Origin of the sequence: Novipirellula herctigrandis, assembly GCA_007859835.1 — a bacterium.
GTDB classification, from domain to species: domain Bacteria; phylum Planctomycetota; class Planctomycetia; order Pirellulales; family Pirellulaceae; genus Novipirellula_A; species Novipirellula_A herctigrandis.
In genome coordinates, this window is record SJPJ01000001.1 from 2,808,813 (window position 1) to 2,832,742 (window position 23,930).

At 52.6% G+C, this 23,930-nt stretch carries 12 protein-coding genes; 3 read left to right on the forward strand and 9 right to left on the reverse strand.

What is annotated here, in order from left to right; translation table 11 throughout:
- Nucleotides 1-3: 3 nt before the first annotated feature.
- The 9 genes from CA13_RS10350 to CA13_RS10390 form a co-directional block, all read right to left on the reverse strand.
- Nucleotides 4-1,689: a hypothetical protein gene (locus CA13_RS10350; RefSeq protein WP_146396085.1), complete on the reverse strand. Its 1,686-nt coding sequence runs from the start codon at nt 1,687-1,689 to the stop codon at nt 4-6.
- On the reverse strand, nt 1,667-3,271 hold the full coding sequence (locus CA13_RS10355) for a hypothetical protein (RefSeq protein WP_146396086.1): 1,605 nt from the start codon (nt 3,269-3,271) through the stop codon (nt 1,667-1,669). Before CA13_RS10355 ends, CA13_RS10350 begins: the two co-directional genes overlap by 23 nt.
- Complete coding sequence (locus CA13_RS10360; protein WP_146396088.1) at nt 3,264-4,295, reverse strand: PulJ/GspJ family protein; 1,032 nt, start codon at nt 4,293-4,295, stop codon at nt 3,264-3,266. Before CA13_RS10360 ends, CA13_RS10355 begins: the two co-directional genes overlap by 8 nt.
- Nucleotides 4,292-4,765 (reverse strand): type IV pilus modification PilV family protein, encoded by a 474-nt coding sequence (locus CA13_RS10365; protein WP_146396090.1) that lies wholly within the window; start codon nt 4,763-4,765, stop codon nt 4,292-4,294. The genes CA13_RS10360 and CA13_RS10365 overlap by 4 nt, the downstream gene beginning before the upstream one ends.
- Nucleotides 4,762-5,550, reverse strand: a complete 789-nt coding sequence (locus CA13_RS10370) for a pilus assembly FimT family protein (protein ID WP_146396091.1) — start codon at nt 5,548-5,550, stop codon at nt 4,762-4,764. Before CA13_RS10370 ends, CA13_RS10365 begins: the two co-directional genes overlap by 4 nt.
- 37 nt (nt 5,551-5,587) lie before the next feature.
- Nucleotides 5,588-6,100 carry a type II secretion system major pseudopilin GspG gene (gspG, locus tag CA13_RS10375; protein WP_419194159.1) on the reverse strand — a complete coding sequence of 171 codons (513 nt, stop codon included), beginning with the start codon at nt 6,098-6,100 and terminating at the stop codon, nt 5,588-5,590.
- A gap of 14 nt (nt 6,101-6,114) precedes the next feature.
- Nucleotides 6,115-7,335 carry a type II secretion system F family protein gene (locus CA13_RS10380; RefSeq protein ID WP_419194160.1) on the reverse strand — a complete coding sequence of 407 codons (1,221 nt, stop codon included), beginning with the start codon at nt 7,333-7,335 and terminating at the stop codon, nt 6,115-6,117.
- A 4-nt stretch (nt 7,336-7,339) separates the two neighbouring features.
- A complete protein-coding gene (locus CA13_RS10385; protein WP_146396096.1) occupies nt 7,340-9,025 on the reverse strand; it encodes a GspE/PulE family protein in 1,686 nt (561 codons plus the stop codon).
- A 406-nt stretch (nt 9,026-9,431) separates the two neighbouring features.
- Entirely contained in the window at nt 9,432-17,780 is an 8,349-nt protein-coding gene (locus CA13_RS10390) for a secretin N-terminal domain-containing protein (RefSeq protein WP_146396098.1), read from the reverse strand.
- 266 nt (nt 17,781-18,046) lie between these two features.
- On the opposite strand from CA13_RS10390, the gene CA13_RS10395 reads away from it, so the two are divergent.
- The 3 genes from CA13_RS10395 to CA13_RS10405 all read left to right on the forward strand — a co-directional run bounded on the left by CA13_RS10395 (nt 18,047) and on the right by CA13_RS10405 (nt 23,930).
- Nucleotides 18,047-19,702, forward strand: a complete 1,656-nt coding sequence (locus CA13_RS10395; RefSeq protein WP_419194161.1) for a peptidase U32 family protein — start codon at nt 18,047-18,049, stop codon at nt 19,700-19,702.
- Between the two features lie 164 nt (nt 19,703-19,866).
- Nucleotides 19,867-20,559, forward strand: a complete 693-nt coding sequence (locus CA13_RS10400; RefSeq protein WP_146396101.1) for a zinc metallopeptidase — start codon at nt 19,867-19,869, stop codon at nt 20,557-20,559.
- Between the two features lie 662 nt (nt 20,560-21,221).
- Entirely contained in the window at nt 21,222-23,930 is a 2,709-nt protein-coding gene (locus tag CA13_RS10405) for an O-antigen ligase family protein (RefSeq protein WP_146396103.1), read from the forward strand.

Consider the following 23,930-nt stretch of genomic DNA (forward strand, 5'->3'; position numbering starts at 1 on the left):
GGTTCATATCACTTCCTCCACGGCGGGAGGTTCATTGGCGTCCAACGCTTCGGTCGGGCTAGTAGAACCAGGCATCGTAAAAATCTCTTCGTCGCGCTCGTCCAACGGTGGGATCGAAAAAGCGATGCGTGCTTCGAATTGCCAAGGATATTCTTCGTTGTTGGCCTGTTCACTGATTCGTTTGCTGGTGATCGAAAAGTTCGCGTCACGCAGTGCATTTTCTAACTCCGCGACACGATCGGGATCGTTCACTTGAACGGAAATGTCAATCACACCGGTGCTGCCGTCAACATTCGCTGACAATCGCCGAACATTGGCCAATTGGCCTTCAGGAAACTGACTCGACAAACGCTGCAATTGACTAAGCCAATCGACTTGGTCGCTAAGCCATTGCTGGACATACCTCGTTTCGTCCGCTTTCTCTTGAATCTTTGCCGCGACTCGCTCCGTCTCAACAAGCTCTTGCTTTCGTTCGGAAACCTGTGATTTCAAATCGTTCACATCGGCCATCAATGTGTAAGAACCGATCCCAAAACACCCCAAAGCCAAAGCGGCAATCGCGGCCCATCGCCGAACCGGATTGGGCAGCACAGGCGGCAACTTGGGGTGAATCAAATCGACGGCCATATGATGTTCTTGGAACACCGATGCCGCAGCAACCAATACCGGATCAGGCGAACCGGAATCGGATTCGTCCTGTTCATCCATCCCATTTTCGAAGGCCGAATCTTCGATCGGAATCGTTACGTATACCGGACGTGCCGACAACGATTCGCAAAGTGTGGGTAATTCGTTAAGCGAATCTTCATCAATCGCATCGCCCTCGGTCGGCCCATCGAGCTTGCTCCGAACCAAAACTAACAACTCCGGCATCTCACCGGGCGAAACAAAGTCCATCAAGGAAACGCTTCGCTGCACCTCCATTTGAATCTGGTCGGTAAGCGTGCCTACCTCGTGGCTGCCAGCACGAAACGTTCGCAGCGAAGCCAAACGATTGCCGCGGAAAAAGGAGAGTTCAACCTCCCCCTCATAAACAATAATCAACACGGACAAGGACGCACGAAACGCGCGTTGTTGCCGAAGTCGATACAACGGTGCGGTTTGCCGCGAGGTGAAGGCGGCTAGCTGTAGCCCCGTTCCGCTGACGGCATCGACCCACGCATCCAAATCGCTTTGTTCAAGTGAAAAGGCTGCGGCCGTTTGCGAACGCCGCAATTCCATTTCGACATCCACACCATCGGTCGCGTCTTGTGGCACCGCTGGCGCGCCAGATACGACGGGTGGAGTCGCACCGTCCAGCAATCGGTAATCCACCACCAATTCGTGTTCGCCGTCACCGATCAATTGTTCGACTTCCGCTCGCACTAACGCCGCCACTTCTTCTTCTTCGGCGGGTGGGATCTCGACCGTGGTCATCTCCAAATCGGTCCGAGGCAACAGCAGCAGCAATCGCGATGCCGTGATCTTATTCTCGGTTAGAAATTGACTCAGCACCGACAAAGCAGGCTTTTCCGAATCACGTTCGAGGGTGCCCCAAGCAACTGCGACGAACGATTCTTTGCGTTCCTTGACGACCAAGAAGTAGACGTTTACTTGGTCCCACGAAGCGAGCACGATCGGCCCTCGCTTTTTAGGGCCGGTCAAGGGAAGACGAAATGGAAGGCGATCAAGGAAGGTAGGAATCGGCATGGTTCGGGTTGTCTTCAGGCGACATTTCGCCACGCAGGTCAGAAATTGTAAAACCTTGGCCCCAAGCATCCCACGAGCGAAAATTTCGCGTGATAACTTCGTGAGTCGTTCCGTCCAAAGTCACAGTGCAGCGGAACGTCGGGGTCAGTGTGTCGCGAAAGGCAACAATTTGAGCGTGGTAGCAGTCTCCTCCAACAGTGAGCCAGGGTTGCAATTTGATAAAGGTGGGTAAATCAATGACATTTTCGGTCCAAAGCCAGGCGATTGTATCTCGCGTGGCTTCCGTCCCTGCGGACGAAACACGCCGTTCGACAATCTGGTCCGCCACATCCGCCGACATTCCAGGAACGCCTAAAAGGACTTCGCGCGGCGCATCCATCACGTCCACTTGACCTACAATGACCGGACCGGGATGAACGGAAACATCTTCAAGCAAACCTCTAAGATAATTAGTGCGGTCGCCAAAGTCATCCGAGAAGGGGCTTCGCATCTGTTTTACCTTATCATTGTCCTGACGAATCGATACATTTGCCCCCACTAATTCAAGTGGACTTGAAAACCGCTCCGCAGCGGGAATGGAGAAGTCGGGTGTCCACTCAGCCGCAGAAATCGCAGAGCTGCCACCGCTGGCGGCCCCGCGACTAACGCCGAATTGCCGGGCCGCGATCACGAAATTGGCCCATTCGGGAGGCCAAATCGCAGTTAATTGTTGGTGAAGTGCCTGCAAATCCTCACCATTGAGAAAAACGCGACGATTGCCAGCCAAGTTTTCGTTCTTTTGACCGCTGTCCAATGTTACATAGTCTCGCCAAGCGACCGGCGCAGGCGTGGAAACCGTTGGTTCTTGCTGAATCGACGAAAAATTTGCCTCGCCAAGTTCTTGTTCGCCCATCAACGCGAGTTCGAGTGAATCAAGCCTGTAGTTGTGGTCCCAATCGCCACCACAGTAGAGCTTTGCCCATTGGCGAGTCCACTGAGCCGGATCGCCGCTGTCTTCGCTTGACGCTGCCCCCAAACGGTCAGTCAAAGTCACCGTGCTCGTTTGGCTACTTCCACTAATCTGATAGACGCGCATGATCGCCTTCGCCATCGCGGAATCCATCCCGGGCAAATTCATTAACGCTTTGAGGGCCTGTCCTGATTCCGCGTTTTCCCACTGGTTTAGAACCAATAAATTGAGCTTCGCTGATTCATTGCTCAGCCCAAATCGCCATGGCAAATTTTGTTCCGGACGATTACTGGCTTCGATTGCGAATTCATTCTTAGGAGTGACTACAGAGAAGCTCCATACGGAATCCTCTTGCTCGCCGAGTCCTTCGATCGATTCGATCGTCACCGCCGCGAACGAATCGAGTCCATCACGATGAAAATTCAAACGCATGCCTCTTGGCTGCATCAAAGTGACTTTTAACGCCTCGATCGCGCTCATCGCCGTCAATCGTGCTTGAGCACGTTCGATCTGCAGTTGACTCACGCGATAGGCATCCGTCATCTGCTGATTGAATCCGTAAGCCGCCAAGGCAACCAGTGTGACAATCACCATGACGACTAACAAAGCCATGCCCTGTTTGGGTTTAGTCACTTTTCACCTCACGCAATCCACTGCCAGGGACAAGCACAACGATCCGCACATCACGACCAAGCGCATCATCGTCTTCGGTCGCAGATACGGCGACTTCGGCGGTTTCAACGATATCGCTCGCCACTTCACTGCTAGCGAAGTCTTCCGCCACAAAGGTGTCGCTGTCCGATGGCTCAGGATCGACTGCTGCGTAAGGACTCGAAGCAGCCGGCAAGTCAAAACTCAATTCAATCGCTCGCGGCAATCCTCCCTTCAATTGACTATCCCATTGGCCGATCCAACTCGATCCATCGGAATAGCGAAAACGCGGTGCAACTAGATTGCGTATGGAAGCAACTTGACGCTCTGTGACGGTGGTCGTTTCCGACAAAGCTTCGTCATCCGTGAGCCGATAAAGATCTTCGGTCGAAAGCAATTTCTCCGAAGCCCTCGACGGCGAAGCGGCCGACCATCGGTCGATTGGGAGCAATTCTCGATCCAGCTGAAAAGTCTCCTCTTCGGAATCAACTCCCGTGGCAGCAACGAATCCCGTGGCAGCGACAATTTCGTATCGCAAGTGGTACACAGCGAGCGGGTCCAACGCGATCGCGGGATTTTCGTTTTCCAAGTTCATTGCTTGGGTCGTTGTCGAAAGCGACTCCGCTTGCCGCGTCACTTCTTCAAGCCAAGGCAACGGATCAACCGATGGAATCACGTCGACTTCGAACCCTTGTTCATCCCCCTTAAAAACCGTCATTTCCGACATTCTTGATGGTGGCCCCGTGTCTTCCTCAAAAACACTCGCGACGGATCGCGGTTCCGCAAAATGTGCCGCATCGGATTCAAGCCAACTGCGCGTCACCCGTATCATTTGCATCTGATAGGTTTGATTCCAACCACGCTCTTCCGCAACGCGGTACGAGCCAAGAATCGACCAAGCCACGATCATCAATGTCGCTAGAAGCGCAAGCGAGATCATCAATTCAAGGATCGTGTACCCTCGATGGGGATTTCGATCGGTCACGTGGATTCGAGGGTATTTCATGGCAATTCAGGTTCCGCCATTAGACCGTCATCGGCCACCATCTCCGCTCTCGCATGATTCCACCGGACCAAGCGAACGATGGCTGAATCCGAATCCGTTACGCTTAGTCCGCCGTTTTCGTCGGCTCGATAGATGGACACGACAATTCGCTTTAGCGTTGATGGCGTCTGACTCGCCTCGATGGTTTTAGAAGCTTCGATATCGAACGTTTCGACTTTGTAATTCCATCGCGGATCGGACTCAAATGTCCCTTCAGAATCGCTTTCAATTTCCGTCTGCATCGCCAAGTATTCATCGAGAACCGATTGTGCAAACTGAAGAGCCACCGTCCGCTCCTCGGCTCGTCTGGCCAACTGACTCGCTTGACCCACTAAAGCAAACAATGCCGCACCACTACCGGCCAATACTGCGGTTGCGATGATCATTTCCATCAAGGAAAACCCGATTCGGCGTTTTCGTCGAACGCTCACGGAATTGGCTCCAAATCAAATTGCGTCGTTACCGCATCCTCGGAAAAATCACCCGGTGGATCATTGGTCATCTCCGCTGCTTGTTCTGGTTCCAATGCAGTCAATCGCGATACACGCATCATCCCCGTGATGGCATCGAGTTCCAAGGCAACACGACTGCCCGAAACCGAATCTCGCAACACGACCACGGCATCTCTGGTTTGCCCGTTAGAAAGAAATGGAAGATACCATCGGGAAGTCGATTCATCATCCATTGCCTCCGATGACTCTGGGATCGACGCATCAAGTGCATCGGTTAGCAAGGGATCGTCGCTATCGACATAACGGGTGCGGTCAAGTTGCACTTCATCGACCACAATATCGAGAGGCAATGACCAAATCGTTGACGTTGCCGTACTGCCGTTTTCGGTTGTAAGCCCACCGTTTGCAAACTCGTCGTTCGAATAGTCCTCGTTTGCATCATTCTCGCTTACGGAGTCTTCGGCGGCCAGCCTCTCCATACCCTCTTCGCAAAGTTGCTCGGCAATCAGTTCAGTCCAACTGCCCCATTTCACAACCGACCTTCCCGCATCAAAACGCATCAAACGCGGTTGCCCGCTCAATTGTGCGAGTTGCCTGCAGTTCGCAATTTCATCGCGCAACAAATTAGCCGCTTGCTGTACGGCACTATCCGCCATCGGCCGCCTGAGGCTTGGCCAAGCCACCGCGCCGATCGCGACCATGATCGTCAATACGATCATCAATTCAAGTAGCGAGAACGCGTTACGTGTCGGTTGGTTCAGCAATGGCTATGCTCAAGAAGGTTCAACAATCGGTTCCGATTTACAACGTCGTCGATTCGGCTTCCAACGATTCCGTCTCTTCCTCGCCATCGGCCGGTCGATTTGCTATGTCGTCATCGGTGCCCGCTTGTGCGTCGGGTCCCGCCGAAGAAATGCGAGGGAAATCGGGGCGAGCGGTGTCGCTGCTTCCTTCGGCGATATCAAACTCGTATTCGAAATCGTTGCCCCATGGATCGATCGGCAATTTGTTGCCATCAATATAGGGTCCAGCCCATTTGCGAGCCAAACGCTCATCATCAGGAGCTTTCAACAACGCTTCCAAGCCATCTTCGGTCGCCGGAAAGACCTTCATATCAACAACGTACATCTTCAAAGCGGATGCCAAGTTCCCGATTTGGACTTCGGCGGTGCGAATGTCGGCTTTCTGCTGCGAGCCCAACAACCGCGGTCCGACCATCGCAATCAAACCGACCAAGATGATTAACACGATCATTAACTCAAGCAGCGTAAAGCCACTACGTTGATCACGACTTTGTTTATGGTTTCGTTTCATTTTCATACCCTTTTCTAGTTAACCGTTGAATTCAAATCAAAGACTGGCAGCAGAACGCCTACGATCACAAACATGACCATACTGCCAATCAACACTAACATTAGCGGTTCGATCATTCGAACCATCACTTCCAATTGTCGCTCGACCTTGCCGTCGATTCGGTCAGAGATTTTGACCAAGACATCGTCGAGCGTGTTCGATTCTTCCGCGATTCGGATCATCGCCATGACCTGAGGCGGAATCAGCCCACTGGCCGCCAGCGGCTTGGCAAGCGTATCACCCGTAGTCACGTTTTCAGCCGACTTTAACATCGCCTGCTGAAGCAACCGATTGCCGGTCGATTCACTACTGATCTTCAGCGATTTGAGCAGCGGCACACCATTGCGTAGCAGTGTTCCAAGAACGCGGCATGCCCGCGACACAGCAGCATCGTGAAAGATGTCACCCAGTACCGGTATCTTTAGCTTCCAAGTATCCCAGTTCATGCGTCCGCTATCGGTCGCAATGTATTTCTTGATTCCAAACACGATCGCGATAACCGGAATCGGAAGCAAAAGCCCATAATTCAACAACGTATGGCTGACGGCCAAAAGCAAAACCGTGATTGTCGGCAACCCAGATCCGGTCGCCTCTAAGCGATCGAAAAAGGGCTGAAACTTCGGTACTAAAAAAACCATCATCAACGACGTGATCAACGTTCCAACCACGCCCAAAATGATCGGGTAAGCCAACGCACTAACGATCTTGGACCGCATTTCATCTTGTTTGCACAAGAAGACGCTCGTTCGGTGCAGGGACTCTTCCAAGAACGCCCCTTCTTGGCCTGCGCGAACCATACTGAGTGTCAACTCCGAAAAAATTGCTGGCTCCGCTGCCATGGCTTGATCGAGCGTCGCCCCTTCGGATACCGCATCGTGAACACGTCTTGTTGCCGCTTGCAAACGTGGATTAATCGTGACATCGCTGAGGATAGACAATGCCTCGAGCATCGGGACGCCATTGTTCAACAAGTCCGCTAACTGGGTGCAAAGGTCAGCGATTTGTTCCTTCTTGATTCGCTGCGGCAATTGTAAATTGCTTGCTGCCCCCATCGCTGGTTTCACATCCGAAACACTAACCGGATAGAGCGTTTGTTGGCGCAGACGCTGCATCGCTGCACGACGCGTTTGGGCCTCAATTGTCCCTTCTCGCCGTTCTCCGGTCGCCGTTTTGGCGACATACACGAAGTCTGGCATCGCTCTAATCCGCCTTCGTGACGCGGAGCACTTCATCCACCGTTGTTAAGCCGCTGCATGCTTTTTCCCAACCATCGCTACGCAGGGTCTGCATCCCCGCTTCGATCGCAGCCGCTTTGATCAAGTTCGATGGAGCACGCTGGGTAGCCAAATCGCGAATTTTGTCGTTCGTAACCAGCAGTTCATAGATCCCCATCCGGCCTCGATAACCAGTACCACGGCACTGCTCACATCCTTGCGGCATGTACAGCGACCCTTCCAGCTTCTCCAGAGGGAAATCATCGGGCAATTCCGCCGTGTTTGGCTCGTACTGCTGACGACAATTCGGACACAACCGACGCACCAACCGCTGGGCCATCACCCCTTCGACGGTACTGGCAACCAAGAATGGTTCGACGCCCATATCACAAAGCCGCATGAACGATCCCGCCGCATCATTGGTGTGTAGCGTACTGAAAACCATGTGACCGGTCAGCGAGGCTTGGGTTGCATTTTCCCCCGTTTCCAAATCGCGAATTTCGCCGATCAGAACCACATCCGGATCGTGACGCAAAATCGCTCGGAGGCACGCTGCAAAGGTCAAGCCGACTTTATGTTGGACCTGGATTTGATTGATCCCGTCGAGCTGATATTCGATCGGATCCTCCGTCGTGATGATCTTCGTGTCTTCGGATTTGATCTCATTTAGCGAACTGTAAAGCGTCGTTGTTTTCCCAGACCCCGTTGGCCCTGTTACCAAAACGATGCCGTGCGGCATGCGGATGAGTTCCTGATATTTTTTGTAAGTCGCTTCGGGCATGCCAATATCACGCAGCGACAAACTGAGGTTTGATTTATCGAGCACCCGCATGACGACGCCTTCGCCGTGCAGCATCGGAATGATCGACACACGCAAATCGACTTCGCGCCCCGCGACTCGCAATTTAATCCGCCCGTCTTGCGGAACTCGCTTTTCAGCAATGTTCATTTTCGACATGATTTTCAAGCGGCTAACAATCGCCGCCTGAAACTGGTTCATCTCTTGCGGAACACTTTGCGGCTGTAAAACGCCGTCGATTCGGTAGCGCAGTTTGAGCCGGTTCTCTTGAGCTTCAATGTGGATATCACTCGCGCGTGCTTCGACCGCTTCGCTGAGAATTTCATTAACCAGCCGAACAACCGATGCCTGAGTGGCCGCTTCCGCGTCCTCTGAACCATCGAGCTGTAACTCCTCGAGCATTTGGACGTCGCCGCTTTGCTGCCTTTGCATCGCGATCAAGCCGTCGATCGTTTCGGCTCCAACGCCTAAATGCTGCTTGATCAACTGGCGGACGGTTTCAGGAGTCGCAACGACCGGACGCACTTCCAGCGAAAGCGCGGTTGCGACGGTATCAAAGGCACCAAAGGCAAACGGATTGCTGACCGCCAACCGGATCCACCCGTCCGCTTTCTCGAGCGGGAAAACCTCGTAACGATGGATCATTTTTAAGGGAAATCCATCGAGCGCAGTTGGGTCGACCTGGATCTCTTCGGCGTCAAGCCATTCGAGCCCCATCACGCGAGCGGTTTCGGCCAATAGGGCCACGCCACTTTCAAAATCCCATTGGACTGCTAACGAACCGAGCTCGGAGCGAGCTCGCAACGAATCAGCGACTTGGCGAAGTTGTAGGGCAGTTAGGGCGGGGGCGATTCCGTTTACTTGAGTAATCATGGAAAGCGTCGCTCGTTGGATGGCCAAAATGCGTATGATGAAACTCAAACACCGCACAACCCGATGCCATGGCTTTACAGGCCGCAGCACATCAGATCGAGCGAGTCCGACTCGCGTCGATGCACCAATTTTTCTGCTCAAGAACCCGAAAACGCGATGGTTCCCCATCCGGCTCTAAGCGTCAAACCAGCGACATTCTTGGCTTCGTTATAGGTAGGACCGGGTTTCGAATGACGACCACGCCATCACGATTTCCCGACTGTTTTGGGAGGTCTCTGAATTTGAATTCTACTAAAATGCGGTCTCCGAGTCAAAGTCAAGTCTTCGCCATAAACCGCTCTGGGGCAAATATCCACATTCGCATGCAATTTTGGGGGCACACAGGCTTTTTCCAGGGCCAACTAACCTATCGACGCCGTCTCGCCCCGCTCGATCCATTCCCTCTCATGAGTTGAAGGGCTCGTTCAATCTGATCCGCATTGGTCTGTGTCAGCGGGATGATACGCATTCGCCCTGAACGTTTTTCGCTTGCCTGCAAATCGACCTGCTTCACAAAATCATGAATCTCCTGGGATAACTCCGGCGGAGCACGCATTACGATCGAATTGCTAACTTGGTCGACACTTAGGGTCAAAAGTGGTCCCGAGGCCTCGGCGTTGATCTGTTCGAGCATCGAGGCAACTTCTTGGGACACCCCTTCGGGGATCGAAATTTGCGGCCGATCCCGCCCTCGTGATAGTTGACTACTGTAAACCGTCCGCAGTAGATCTTCGACTCGTGTAGCATCCGTGTTTTCAATCCCCAGAATCTGAGGAGTTGCCAATTGCAGTGCATCGATGAACTCTGGCGAATCCAAAACAGCCAACAAATCCTCGACCACGCCCCGATCGGCTCGCGAGCCCTGAAAGACCAGTGCATTGATACGCGTGTCCGCCACAATCCGAGTCTGCGACGAATCACTCGAATAGCGGCTTCGGCTGCTACTGCGATTTTGGCGGAACAATTCCGTTAGCAAATCCTCGAGGTCCTCGGCATTGCCATGCTGCAACACGTAGACCGATAAATTCCCGCTTTCGGCGACGGGCGTGATCGGCGGGGAAACAACGACTTCCATAATCGTGGCTAGCATCTCGAGTGCGGAAGTGTCTTCCGAAGCGATGATCCATTTTCCGTCGCCAGGAAGAATCAACACAGCCGGCTGCTCTGGTTCTGATATTGGCCCAGAATCCGCTTCACTCTCCGGTTCCTTCGCCTGCGTCGCGACAAGCGTCACGGCGGGATCGCCAATCTTTGTCAAATCGTCTTCGGAAAATACCTTATCTGCCGGCGACGTCGCTCGTATTGGTTCTGGCGTAGATCCCTTTTCGGATTGAATCACGCGCAGCGGGTTCTTGCGAAGCGTTGGCCAAACTTCCTTCAATTGATCCAACAGTCTTTGAGAGTCACGACCAACGGTAATTGTCCGTACGCGAGAACTCGGCGCTACTCGATGCGACGCACCCCCTCCGCCCGCGTATGGCGTCAAAATCGTTTCACCCAATCGGACCAGTAACGCACGGATATCTTCGAGTTGTTCCGTGGTGGCGCGAATCAACAATTGTTGCCGATCTTCGTCCACTGTGATCGCAGGCACTTCATTCATTGGCGAATCCGCAAACAGAGCCATTACGGCATCCTCCACCGACTTTGGATCGTTCTCCTGCAAAGGAAAAATTTCCAACTCGCGCTGCGGCGGATCGAACTGAGCCAACGTCTCTTCGACCATCGCTAATTGCTCTTGATTGGCGATTACCACGAGTTGCTCGTTGTAAAAATCATAGCGAACCTCCACTTCGGGACGCGCATCGACGAACAAACTCTGCACGGCTTCGGAAACCTCATCGCCATCGATCCCCGACAGCGAAAAGGCGCGAAGTTGGCGGTCGCGAGTGAGCGGATCAATACGATCCATTTGCTCGATGACTTGCGCTGCGATTTCCTGATCGCGTGGCAAACCAACAACAAAAACGGTGCCGCTTTCTTCATCCGCACTAACACCAACCGTCGATCGCCGACCGAACGCATCCCGCAGGGCATCCACAACACCCCGAGGACTTGCTTTGGCCAACGGGTATGCCTGCATTGCGGATGATCGATTCGGCGAATTGTTGATCTGCTCCACCAGTGCCGCGATTTCCGTTTGTTCTTCATCGGTCGCTGACACAATCAAGCTATCGTTGACGCTATCGGCGCCGATCGTGGCTTGTGGGAAAGTCGCCTGCAGTGCCAATCGCAACGCTGAGGGATTGCCATCTTCCAAGACGTAGCTTTGAGTCGTTCGCTGTTGCCCTTGATTAAGCCCCTGGACGAATGTCGCAATTTTCGCATGGTCCTCCTCGGTCGCCGAAACAATCAGGCTATTACTCGTGGAATCCGCTGCGATTGTCGCTTTAGGAAAACTCGCTTGAACCGCCGAACGCATCGATGCGGCACTCCCGCTTTCCAACGGATAACTCTTCGTCGTCGTTTGCGCTTCGGCATTAATTGACTCAATCAATTCCTCAATTTGTGCGTGTTCCTCTTCTCGTGCCGCAACGATCAAACTGTTGCTCGTCGAATCGGCCCCAACCAACGCCTTGGGAAAACTCGCTTGAACTGCCAACCGCATCGTACTGGCCCTGCCAGTGTCCAATGGATAACTCTTCGTCGTCTTTTGTCCCTCGGAATTGATTGACTTGACCAATTCCGCGATTTGCAAGTGTTCTTTTTCAGTGGCCGAGATGATGAGGCTGTTGCTTACCGAATCGGATCCGACCAACGCTTTGGGGAAACTCGCTTGAACTGCCGATCGCATTGCCGAGGCATTACCACTTTCCAAGGCATAGTTCTTCGTCGTCTTTTGGCCCTCGGAATTAATTGACTTGACCAATTCCGCGATTTGCAGGTGTTGTTCGTCAGTAGCCGACACGATAAGACTGTTGCTAGCCGAATCGGCTCCGACTAAAGCGTTGGGAAAACTCGCTTGAACTGCCGATCGCATTGCCGCGGCATTACCACTTTCCAAGGCATAGTTCTTTGTTGTTTTTTGACCTTCGGAATTGATTGATTTGACCAATTCCGCGATTTGCAGGTGTTCTTCCTCCGTAGCCGACACGATGAGACTGTTGCTAACGGAATCGGACCCAATCAACGCTTTGGGAAAACTCGCTTGAACTGCCAATCGCATGGTTGAGGCCTTGCCACTTTTTAACGCATAGTTCTTCGTCGTCTTTTGCCCCTCGGAATTGATTGACTTGACCAATTCCGCGATTTGCAGGTGTTCTTCTTCCGTAGCCGACACGATGAGACTGTTGCTAACCGAATCGGCTCCGATTAAGGCTTTGGGAAAACTCGCTTGAACTGCCAATCGCATGGTTGAGGCTTTGCCACTTTTGAGCGCATAGTTCTTCGTCGTCTTCTGGCCCTCGGAATTGATTGACTTGACCAATTCCGCGATTTGCAGGTGTTCTTCTTCCGTAGCCGAGACGACCAAACTGTTGCTGACCGAATCGGAACCGATCGCCGCTTTGGGGAAACTCGCTTGAACCGCATATCGCATTGACGTGGCACTGCCACTTTTGAGTGCATAGTTCTTCGTCGTCTTTTGCCCCTCCGAATTGATTGATTTGATCAGTTCCGCAATTTGTGCGTGCTCCTCTTCCTTTGCTGACACAATCAAACTGTTGCTGACCGAATCGGAGCCGATCGCCGCTTTGGGGAAACTCGCTTGAACCGCATATCGCATCGAGGTGGCACTCCCACTTTTGAGTGCATAATTCTTCGTCGTCTTTTTTGCCTCGGAATTGATAGATTTGATCAGCTCCGCAATTTGTGCATGCTCCGCTTCCTTTGCTGACACAATCAAACTGTTGCTGACCGAATCTGCGCCGACCGACGTATTGGGAAAACTTTGCAACACGGCAATGCGCATGGTATTGGCGTTTCCAGAATCGAGCGAGTAGTTCTTTGTAATCTTCTTGCCATCGCTATTCATTTCCTCAATAACAAGCGAGATTTGTTCGTGATCGGTCTGGGATGCCGAAACGATCAAACTATTGCCTGCTCTATCGGCCGAGATCGTCGCCCTTGGAAAACTCGTCCGTATGGCGATGCTCAATGCATAGGGGTCGCCCGTTTCAAGCGGATAGTTTTTAGTGATCTTCTCGCCACCGACATTCATCGAATCCATGAATTCTGTGATTTTCTGTTGGTCTTCTTCGGATGCGGAAACGATGAGGCTGTTGGTCGTCGTATCGGGTGAGACCGTGGCTTTGGGAAAGCTTGCTCGCACTGCCAAACTAAGTGCATAGGCGTTGCCTGTTTTCAATTCGTAATTGCGAGTGACTTTGTCGCTTCCTGAATTGAGCCCCTCGAACAACTTGGTGATTTCAGCATGCTCGCCGTCGGTAGCTGAAATAATCAACCGATTGTTGGAGTAGTCAGACGAGATTTTCACGCGTGGGAAAGAACCTTGGATCGCGGTCGATAGCGTATAGGAGTTTCCTTGGTTCAATTCGTAACTCTTGGTACTCCGACGATTCCCAGTATCGGATTCCATACTTTGGACTGCTTCGGTGATCTTCGCCAAGGTTTTCTGGGGCGCCGTCACGATCAGCCGGTTGCTTAGCCGGTCAACGGTCACGCGAGCGGTCGGGGCCATTTGCGTGACCGCTTGCGAAAGCGAAAGAGCATCCGTATCACCAAGCTCAAACACCATTGTTTCGGCATCGTCCATTTGCCGATTGTCATATTGTTCGATGAACCCTTTGATCGTCTCGTGATCTTCGGACGTCGCCGTGGCGGCAATTGACTTGCCAAGCAAATCCGCTGCGAACACCACCTTAGGAAGCAACGTCTGCAAGACCCGCACCGCGCCACTCGGGTCACCATATTCAAGCGGGTAGACTTCCGAAGTGGTCGGCTCAGGCTCAGGCACTTGATCATGCAACTGTTTGAGCCATTTTGCGTACTTCGCATGTTCGGTGGGAGATGCCAAAATCACGATTCGCTCAGGATCGTTACTTGGCAGCAGTCGTGCACGCGGTATTTCGGTCGTAACCCCCGTGACGGCCTGTTGCGTCAAGTCCTTGCGAACTTGATAGACCTGCAAATCTCGATGACCGGCTTCCCCAAACGCCGTTTCCAGTTCTCCAAGGATTTCTTCAATCGCAACATGCCCTTGTTCGGTCGCTGCAATCACCAAACGATTCGTTCCGGCACCGCTGAGGATCTTGGCTTGGGGTACGCGTTCCGCCAAGAACGTTTGAAAAGCAACTGGATCTGTGTCGCTTAATTCGTACGCCTGCGCACTTGTCTTTGGTGTCGGCCCCGCCTCATCCGACAATCGCTGCAACAGCGCCGCAACCCGCTCGTGATCGTTGGGCGATGCCAAAACCATTAGCCGATTTAGGTCCGAAGAGCCTGTGACAACAACCGAGGCTCGAGGAACCGTTGTCCGCAAAACACTCGTAAACGCCGTGCGAATCGAGTCGGTCGTGTCATAAAGACGTGGCTCAAGTTTCGACCCTTCTTTGTCGGCTTTGTTCGTCTTTTCGAGAACTTCGGCGATCTTGACTTGCAGATCCTTCGATGCCAAGACCGTCAATTGACCGCTGGCGGCATCAACGCCGACCTGCGCCGTAGGGAATAGCGAAGTCAATACGTAGCGAACGATCACGGCTTTTTCCGGTGCGACTTCATAGATTTCAATCTCACGCCGACCTTCGGCAGTGGCACTGAGTTGTTCGATCGCGGCGGTAATCCGCTTGTGTTGCTCGTCACTGGCCCACACGATGATCGCACGATTGATTGCATCGGTGCTGATAATGGCTTGCGGTGCGATTTGGTTCAGCACCGTTGGCAGGGTGCGTAGGTCGCCCATGGGAACGTCATATGTCTGGACTCGCATCTCTTCACCGGAAGGAGCCATATTGAGTCGCTCGATCGATAATTGAAACGCCTCGTGGTCTTCCAAGTTACCGGAAGCAACAACGCGATTGTTTTTCGTATCGACCGTTAACTTCATCCGAGGCCACATCGATTGCAGCGTCGGAAGCACCGATGCGGCTTGTAAATCCGTCAACTCATAGGCACGCACTTGCTCTGTGGCATACTTTGATGCGGGTCGGTCAACCTCGCTAAGCAAGGTCTTGATTCGCCCGTGTTGTGCCAGAGTCGCAGTCACGACCAACTGTTGCCGACGATCGTCCGCAATGACGGATGCTCCTTCGATCGTTTTGTCAATTAGCACCTTCACGTCGGACGGTTGAGCTTCATTAAGAGTGTAGGCCAGAAGGATCAATTCCTGTTCGGCGGGAAGCGGCTTGCTCAATTCGGCGACGAATTGGTCGATCTGCTGGTGAGCCTCCTCCGTCGCCATGATCATCAATCGCTGAACCGCATTGTCCACCGTGATCGTACCAATCGGCTTAAACGAACCGCGACTACCCGAAGCGGTAACCGAGGCGATCACCGGAGCAAGCAATCCCTGTAGTTCCACCGGCGTACGTCCCTCGACCCGATAGCTTTTCAAGATCAACTCTGGATCGATTGGCAATTCGTCAGCTACCTGTGCAAGCAACTCGCCAACTTTCGCGTGTGTTGCCGGTTCAGCCCACACCGTCAACTTGCCCGATGGCGGATCAAGCGTAACACGAACTCCTGGGAACCGCATCCGAAGCAGTTCGCTGAATAGACTGGGATCACGTTTTTCGAGATCATAAGTCTTCGGCCATTGCATTTCAGCCTCGGGCGTCGCCTGCTTCACTTGCCCAACCGCTTCGCTAACACGAGCTTGATTTTCTTCGGTAGCCCAAACGACCAACTCCGACGAACCGTCTTCGCCCGCCGCACGAATAATCGGCCGAACCTCAGGATAATGCTGGGCCAAAGACGGTTGGAATTCTTGCCATCGCTGTAACTCGGCTGCCGAAAGCGAATAAGTTTTCAACACGCGATCAGGCGGTTGTGGCAGCGCGGTCAATAATTGAGGTAACATCGTTTCGATCCGCGTCTTTTCTTCGCTAGACCCTAACAAGATCAGCTGTTTCGCATCCGAGCTCAGCCAAATCTTGGCTTGAGGCACCACTTTTTCGATCGTTGTGAGCCAAGCCGGCGTGCCTGGGCGAGGTAGGTCAAAGGGGTGCAGAACGGTGCCGCTTGCTGTGTCCGTCCCACGCCATCGTTGGATCACCTCGGAGGCCAAAGCCAAGTCCTCGGTACTGCCACGAACCACCACCGTTCCTAGAGACGTGTTGCCGACGACCTGTGCCTCCGGAATCATGCTCTGCAGCGAGCCTGATATCACCCGTGCCTGTGCAGGCTCGACTTGGAAGGCTTGCACGTCCATGTCGGATTCGAGTGCCGAAATGCCCATGGCGGTGAAAGCATCAGCCAAGCGTTTCTGGTCCTCCGGTGCAGCGGTAATCAACACACGGGCCGCCTTTTCGTCAATACTGACCGTTGCACGCGGCGCGATTGCGGTGACTTGTTCGCGGATTTGTTCTTCGCTTCCGCTGCGCAGTGGGTAAGCGACCGATACACTTGCGGGCGCCTCCTCCAAATTCTGCCGCATCTTTTCGATCGCCGATTGGATCGCTGACTGTTGGCCCGGTACGACATAGGCCGTCATGAGCCTCGTCTTTTCATCGACAGCGATTCGCTCGCTACCGATCAGCTCCTTGATCGTTTTCAGCGCGATCGTCGGATCAAGTTCACCAAGCGCATAAGAAGCGAATACCGGCGTTGGCGGTTTTTCGGGTTCCTTGGGCCGCTCGGGACGTGACGGTTCCGGAACGGTATTGATCAGAACGTTGATCGTCTCCATCTTTCCCGCTGTTTCAATCACCAACAACTGTTTGCTTTGCGGCAATGGCACTGCACGTCCAAAGGAACCGAGGTAGGGCTGGACCTCTTTCATCACAGCATCTACCGGACGCTTTCCAAGAGAAAACAACACGCTGATCAATTCGAATTTGCCACGGCTTGGCAAATTCTTTAACTCGACTCGCGGGACCAACTCGATGGGAATCGAATTGGAAAGCTGTAAAACCGTCAGCATTTTCTCGCGACGAACAAGCGTGTAGCCGTGCGTTAGCAGGATACTGTTAAGAAGATCAATCGCTTCAGCCGCGCTGTAAGATCGAGTGTCGGTGTAAGTGAAGGTTCCAGCTGGGACTTGATTCATCACTAACGTCAAACCTTCTTGGCGAGCGAACCACTGCAACACGTCGCCCCAAAGTTGTTCGCGAAATTGGAAACGCAAGTTTTTCGTTTCACCTTGATCCGCCCACTCTTTCAATTGGTCCGCATTAAGCGTGTCTCGAACTTGTTGGTCGATTGCCTCAAGACGTTGCGTTTTGTCCTCCGCATCGGCCGAAGCTGATATTTCGGTCCGCTTCTCTAGTAGCGATTGGAGCGCAGCACGTTGTTGGTCGTTCAGCCCCAAGCTGTCCGCCACCTCGGGATGAAGCAAGCGATTAAGGCTTTCCGTGGAAACCGAGTACGACGCCGACGGCGAGGGTTCCACGGCAGGAACGACGCGTACAGGAGCTGCGGGTACAGGAGCTTCGGGTGCAGGAGCTTCGGGTGCTGGAGCTTCGGGTGCTGGAGCTTCGGGTGCTGGAACTTCTTCAGCTTGCTCGGCTGGCGGCTCTTGGGCAAAGACAGAATCGGTTGCCAACAACAGGCAAAACGAGAGGAAAAAGACCAGACTGAGCAGGTTTTTCAGGGCGAACATGCAATTGGGATCCAGGCGGGAGTCTCGTCTTGGCATTCAAAAACGCCGTGTCTGCGAAACTGGTTGTTTGTGTCCATCAAAGATTCGAGGCCCAAGGTTTGGACCTACTACCCCACTCTAACTATTGGAATGGGTTGGTCAAGCAATCCCAGCGGTTCCCCCCCGCTGATTTTGTTCCCGAACGGTCGCTCGGACCGAGCACTACATTTTTTCCGTGCCTCATGCGATACTTCCTGAGAGAACGTATACAAGGGGAGAAATTGCCTGTGTCGCTGAAGTCCGAATTACTAATGCCTGCCGGTTCGCTGGAAAAGCTGAAGGTTGCCGTCTTATATGGTGCTGATGCCGTCTATTTAGGCACGCCCGACATGAGCCTGAGGACAAAATCCGATTTTTCGCTTGACGAAGTGGTCGAAGGAATCGGTTTTGCCCACCAACATGGCGTCCGCGTTTACCTGACTCTAAACTTGTTCGCTCACAACAAGGATGTATCGAAGCTCGATGTTTTCATTGACACCGTCAAATCGGTCCAACCCGATGGCCTGATCGTTGCCGACCCCGGGGTGTTCCAATATGTTCGCCAGCGTGCCCCAGAGATCCCCCTGCATGTCTCGACACAAGCCAATGTATGCTCCTCACTAGGGGTTCGATTTTGGCAATCGCAAGGTGCCGAACTGGTTGTTCTTGCGAGAGAGGTTTCGTTTGAAGAGTTGTCTGAAATCCGGCGGGATTGCCCCGATGTGAGACTCGAAGCATTCGTTCATGGCGCAATGTGTATGACCTATTCCGGCCGCTGCTTGTTGTCCAATTTCATGTGTGAACGCGGGGCCAATCAAGGCAATTGCGCGAACAGTTGCCGCTGGAACTACAAATTGCACTTGCGTCTAAAAGATGGCACGGTGCAAGAGTTGATCATCGACGGTTCGAATCGCGAGATGTTCGAATTTCTCTTGGAAGAAGAAGTTCGGCCAGGCGAATTGATGCCTATCGTCGAGGATGCACGTGGTTCCTACATATTGAACAGCAAAGATTTATGTTTGCTTCCAAAGCTAGATGAGTACCTGCGACTTGGCGTTGATTCGCTGAAGATCGAAGGTCGCAACAAGAGTATGTATTACGTCGCCGTCGTCGCGCGTGCCTATCGAATGGCGATCGATGCCTGGCAACGTGATCCGGAATCTTGGACTCCGGAACCCTACATCGCCGAACTCGATCGAGTGCCCAACCGTGGATACACGCTCGCATTTCACGACGGCAGGTTGACGAATTTGGCACACGGATATCAACATACCGGCCAAGTCGCCGCCGCAGCGTTTGCTGGCTTCGTCGAAGCCCACGAAGAAGACGCATTGATCATTGACATCCGGAATCGGCTCGACGCCGGTGACGTGCTCGAATTTATCCCGCCACAATCGGATGACGTGATTCGATTGCGGCTGTATGAATTTGAAGTGGCTGGTCAAACCGGGCGAGTGGACCTCATGCACGCCGGACAAGGCAAACGTTTACGAATTCCGTTTGCGCTCTTTGATCATGAAGATCAAACGACACTGCGAGAAAAACTGCCCATCTACACCGTCATCCGCAAAGAGAAACCGTTAACCGAAGCAGAGTTCGCAAGAGTGAAACTTGACCGTGATGCGCGGCGATTGGAGACGGCGGGCGATGAAACACCCAACGCGAATCCGTCGACGGACCAGACCTTGTATCAATTGCACCAAAGTGAACTCAATGATGCGTTGCAAGCCAATGCGGTTCGCAAGGAACCCAAGTTCATCCGTATGGGGAACGCCGGATGTTGTGGAAAAGGTTGCAACGGTTGCTTGGTATTTTGGCACGACCCGGCCTTCGCAAAAGGGCGTGAATTGATGAAAGAGAAAAAAATGGGAGAACGGCTGAAACAGGGAGTCAATCGCGACTGATCGTTTCACGTTTTTATGTAAAGCAGCAACTTTTAGGTGAAGCAGAAACGCCATCGCCCTCCGCTGCTCAATTCATAGCCGTTCAACCCGAATGTGTGTATAACAGTAGAGTTCGCCCCCGAGTCTATTCGCAACTCGCTTCCACCTGCACCGAAAGGCCCCCGATGGGCGACCCGTTCTTCTTACTATTACTCTTTGGCATTCCACTGATTAGCCAAATGGTTTCCACACAAATGCGAAAACGATTTGTGGAATTTTCAAAAGATCCGATGCCTTTGTCAGGTCGAGAAGCGGCTGAGCGAATGCTGTTTGAAAACGGAATCACCGATGTGCAAGTAATGTCGACTGCCGGCCAATTAACCGATCACTATGACCCACAACGCAAAACAGTAAACCTGAGCCAAGTGGTATACGACCAACGCAATGTCGCCGCCGTCGCGGTGGCTACCCATGAATGCGGTCATGCCGTTCAACACGCGACTGGCTACGCGATGTTGACGGCACGATCAAAGATGGTACCGCTAATGAAGCTAAGCAACATTGCGATTCCAGTCTTGGCGTTCGGTGGAGCAGGCATTTCACAAATAGCCGGCAACCATGGGACAGCGATGCTGCTGCTGGTCGCGATGGGATTGCCAGCGTTGTTCAGCCTGGTGACATTGCCGGTGGAATTTAATGCTAGCCGGCGAGCGCTAAACTGGCTCGAAGATGTCGGCATCGCAGTAGGTGACCAGTACGCAGGAGCGCGGAAAGCACTTTTTTGGGCGGCGATGACCTACGTTGTTGCTGCACTCGGTGCGATCATTCAAGCACTCTACTTCGCGAAATTTTTCCTCGGCCGAGGACGTCGAGTGTGAAGCCCACTTCTTGCACGATTTGGGTCACATATATCGATAGCTGTATTCTTGATTCGATGCTTCATTGATTTGGCAATGGATACATTTTTTTCTCACAAATACGTCCCGCCAAATTCACGAGGTTTCGATAATCGAACATGCTTGTTTCGAATCTCAAGCACTCGAATCACATAGGCCGAAAGAGTTACGCTCAATCATTGATTTGGTATCGAAACCGATCCACATCGTCGATTTCTTACGCCATAAGCAAACCCAATTGCGCCCTGGATTTCCGTGGTGTTTTCGAGCACATCCTATCTGCGGCTCGTCCCCCCAACAGCACATCCATGTACGCAGGATTGGCATTACCGCCTATTTAAGTGAAGGATCTCACCCCTTCGGGATTTCCATTTCAATCGAATTGGTTTCACGTTGCATCCGTTCGCATCGTAGGTACACTAAAGACGCATATTGGTTTCCGATTTGGCCCAACGGTTCCAAAGTGTCTACTGACCCCCTCTGCCGTGTTTTGATTAATTAAACGCTAACAAAAGAGGCGAAACTAGCTGCGGTCAGCATCTCGGTGTATTGTCGAGAAGAGTCTCATATCTACATTTAGATACTTTTCGCATATTCTTCATTTGGTTCGATGGATCGAACAGACCATTCTGTAATCGATCGCCATGGTATCTACCACCCAATCGTCTAAGCTTCGTTCGCGCAAGTCTCAGGGGGCCTCGCATCCGAAGAGCAAGTCAGAACGCGTCACGCAATTTCTGTTTCTCGATTTAGCGAGGGTCATCACACTTGTGACCCTCTTCGCATCCGTTTGGATGATTGGCAGCTACTATTCAACGGCACGATTCTATGTACTGGCACTACTCTGCGCTGCGATGGTTTTGGTCTGGATGGAATTTGGCTCAGTACGCCGTAGCCTTTTGGGGGTGTGGCCGACGATGCTTCCCGTATTGGGGCTGATGCTATACGGATTATTTCAGTTAATACAGATCCCTCGTGCAATGTCATTTGGGATCGGTGGTGTTGAAATGCTTCGCCACACTTATGGCAGCGAAGCCATTTCGGATTGGACCTTTCCATTCACGCTTGTGCCCTGGGCGACCCAAACTTGGCTGGCGATGGCGATGATTGGCGTAGCCGGTTTGCTGCTAGGAATGTTGCTGTTCCAAAGTCGCCGATCGAGGATGGCGTTATTGACAACGATAGCCGTTTGCGGTGCGGCACAGGTATTCTGGGGGGTTATCCAAAGAGTCAATCGTCCACATGAAATATTTTGGAACACTCCGAACCCCGCAGGCAGTAATCCTTTTGGCACTTTTTTAAACCAGAACCACGCAGCCGATTTTCTTGGCATGGCCCTGTTTTGTGCAATCGGACTCGCATGGTATCTCGATCGAAAACTGATCCAATCGAGCAGTAAGGAGTACCAAATATCGGGCGCATTGCAGCGCATAATATCCAGCCCCCAATTGATTGCCTCTTGGCTGCTGGTTCTTTGGATTTCCTGTGGCCTATTGTTGACATTTTCTCGCGGTGCTTGGCTTTCATTTACGCTTGCTTCTATTGCGATCCCGGTGTGTTGGCGACGTCGTAACCAGAAACGCCAACCTACTCGAATATTCCTGATCGCCATCGCGGCAATTGCGTCGATTTCCGCGGTGCAATTTGCTGGATTTGGAGATGCGATCAACCGCGAGGTAGAAAGCTTGCAATGGAACGAAATAATGCAAGATAGCCGCTGGGATCACTGGTTCGAAGCGTTGCCCGCGGCAATGGAGTACATTCCATTTGGCTCAGGGGTGGGGACGTACGGATACGCCTATTTGCCATTTGAGCCGACTCCTGCGGCTGGTTGGTTTCTGTATGCTCACAATCAATATCTTGAACTTTTTATGGAAACGGGCGTGGTTGGCCTGATGTTCCTTGGCCTATTTTTATTCGCTGCTTTCTCAGCCGTCATTCATCTTTGCCAGTCAGATCGAAGTCTGGAAAAGCAAGCGATCGGCATTTCAGCACTAGGCGTTTTGGCGATGACATCGATCCATGCGTTCACCGACTTTGGCTTGATGATGCCTGCGAATCTTTTGGCATTTGCTGTTTTGGTTGGAGCAGCCTTGCATGCGTCAAGCGATCGAAACCGCCTGAGTCAGTGGAAACCGAATGCCAAAAAGACGGTAGCCGCATCGGCGCCCCACTCAAACCGTTTGGCTACCGCTTGTTCATGGGTGATTCCGGTCCTCGTTTCAGCCGGTTTGCTCGCTGCAATGTGGCATCAATCGCGATGCGTGCATGCAGATCGGTTGCTTGCGAGTACCCGTTTCGCTCCCTCAAATCCGTCACCGAACCTTTCAACCACGGCGGAGTGGATCGAACAACTCAAATCCGAACTCGAGCAAAGTCCGCACAATGAACCACTCCGCAGACGCTTAATCCAATTGCTTTTTCACCAAGCTCAACGAGCGACCTATGATCAAATTCGATCCGGTCAAGTCGAAAACCTACCAGCGGCAAGTCCCGTCGCCGACTGGGACAATACCTCGCTCGAACTGATCATCACCTCGCTCTACCAAACCGACCTTCCGCAGGAACAACGGAAACAGATTCAGCAAGTCATTCGCCAGGAGCCGTCTCTTCAGGAAGCTTGGCAACAGTTGCACATTTCATTGGCGGACAATCCGCTCCAAGCTCGGACGCAATTGCGAACCGCCCTGCTTGCCTGTGCCTCGGGGCTCGATTGGCAAAAGCCGTTTGAATATTCCACTCGCTTGGCTGTCGTCGACCCCGACCTCAGCCTGGGCAATGGCCTATTGGCCTGGGCCGCAGGTGACGTCGATTCGATGACATCCCAATGGCGTCGGACACTTGCCAACGATACATCCCATCTCGATTTGATTTATCGGTTGTCTCGGCTAAGGTTGAGCGATCAGGACGTTGTCGATTGCCTCATGCCAGAAAGCTGGGTGGTGCCGTACCGATTAGCGAGAATTGTCGCAAAAGAGCCGTCAGCAGACGCTTTTCACGACCAATTGCTGGATAAGGCGCATCAGATTGCAATCGAAAATTTAGCAGAAGGCGTACCCCGCGATTCCGCCGAGGGAATGATTGCGTCTGCAAAAGGCGATTTTGAATCTGCACTCAATAGTTTCAGCCAAGCCGTACAAACCGACCCAAAAGACCCTGAACTTCGATATCAATATGCATTGGTGCTTTACCGAGCCGAAAACGGTGAGCAAGCTGTGAACGAAGCTCGTATAGCGATGCATTTGTCACCCGAAAGCGAAAAATATCGTCGCTTTTTCAATCAAGCCAAACGCCTGCATCACAACCAAAGTTTAAAGCAAAATTTGACACCATCGTTGACGGCACAAGAATAA

Bases quoted from the DNA above. Each gene is read 5' to 3' on its own strand.
- CA13_RS10350 (WP_146396085.1), bottom strand. From the start codon at position 1,689: ATGCCGATTCCTACCTTCCTTGATCGCCTTCCATTTCGTCTTCCCTTG.
- CA13_RS10360 (WP_146396088.1), bottom strand. From the start codon at position 4,295: ATGAAATACCCTCGAATCCACGTGACCGATCGAAATCCCCATCGAGGG.
- gspG (WP_419194159.1), bottom strand. From the start codon at position 6,100: ATGAAACGAAACCATAAACAAAGTCGTGATCAACGTAGTGGCTTTACG.
- CA13_RS10380 (WP_419194160.1), bottom strand. From the start codon at position 7,335: ATGCCAGACTTCGTGTATGTCGCCAAAACGGCGACCGGAGAACGGCGA.
- CA13_RS10385 (WP_146396096.1), bottom strand. From the start codon at position 9,025: ATGATTACTCAAGTAAACGGAATCGCCCCCGCCCTAACTGCCCTACAA.
- CA13_RS10390 (WP_146396098.1), bottom strand. From the start codon at position 17,780: ATGTTCGCCCTGAAAAACCTGCTCAGTCTGGTCTTTTTCCTCTCGTTT.
- CA13_RS10400 (WP_146396101.1), top strand. From the start codon at position 19,867: ATGGGCGACCCGTTCTTCTTACTATTACTCTTTGGCATTCCACTGATT.
- CA13_RS10405 (WP_146396103.1), top strand. From the start codon at position 21,222: ATGGTATCTACCACCCAATCGTCTAAGCTTCGTTCGCGCAAGTCTCAG.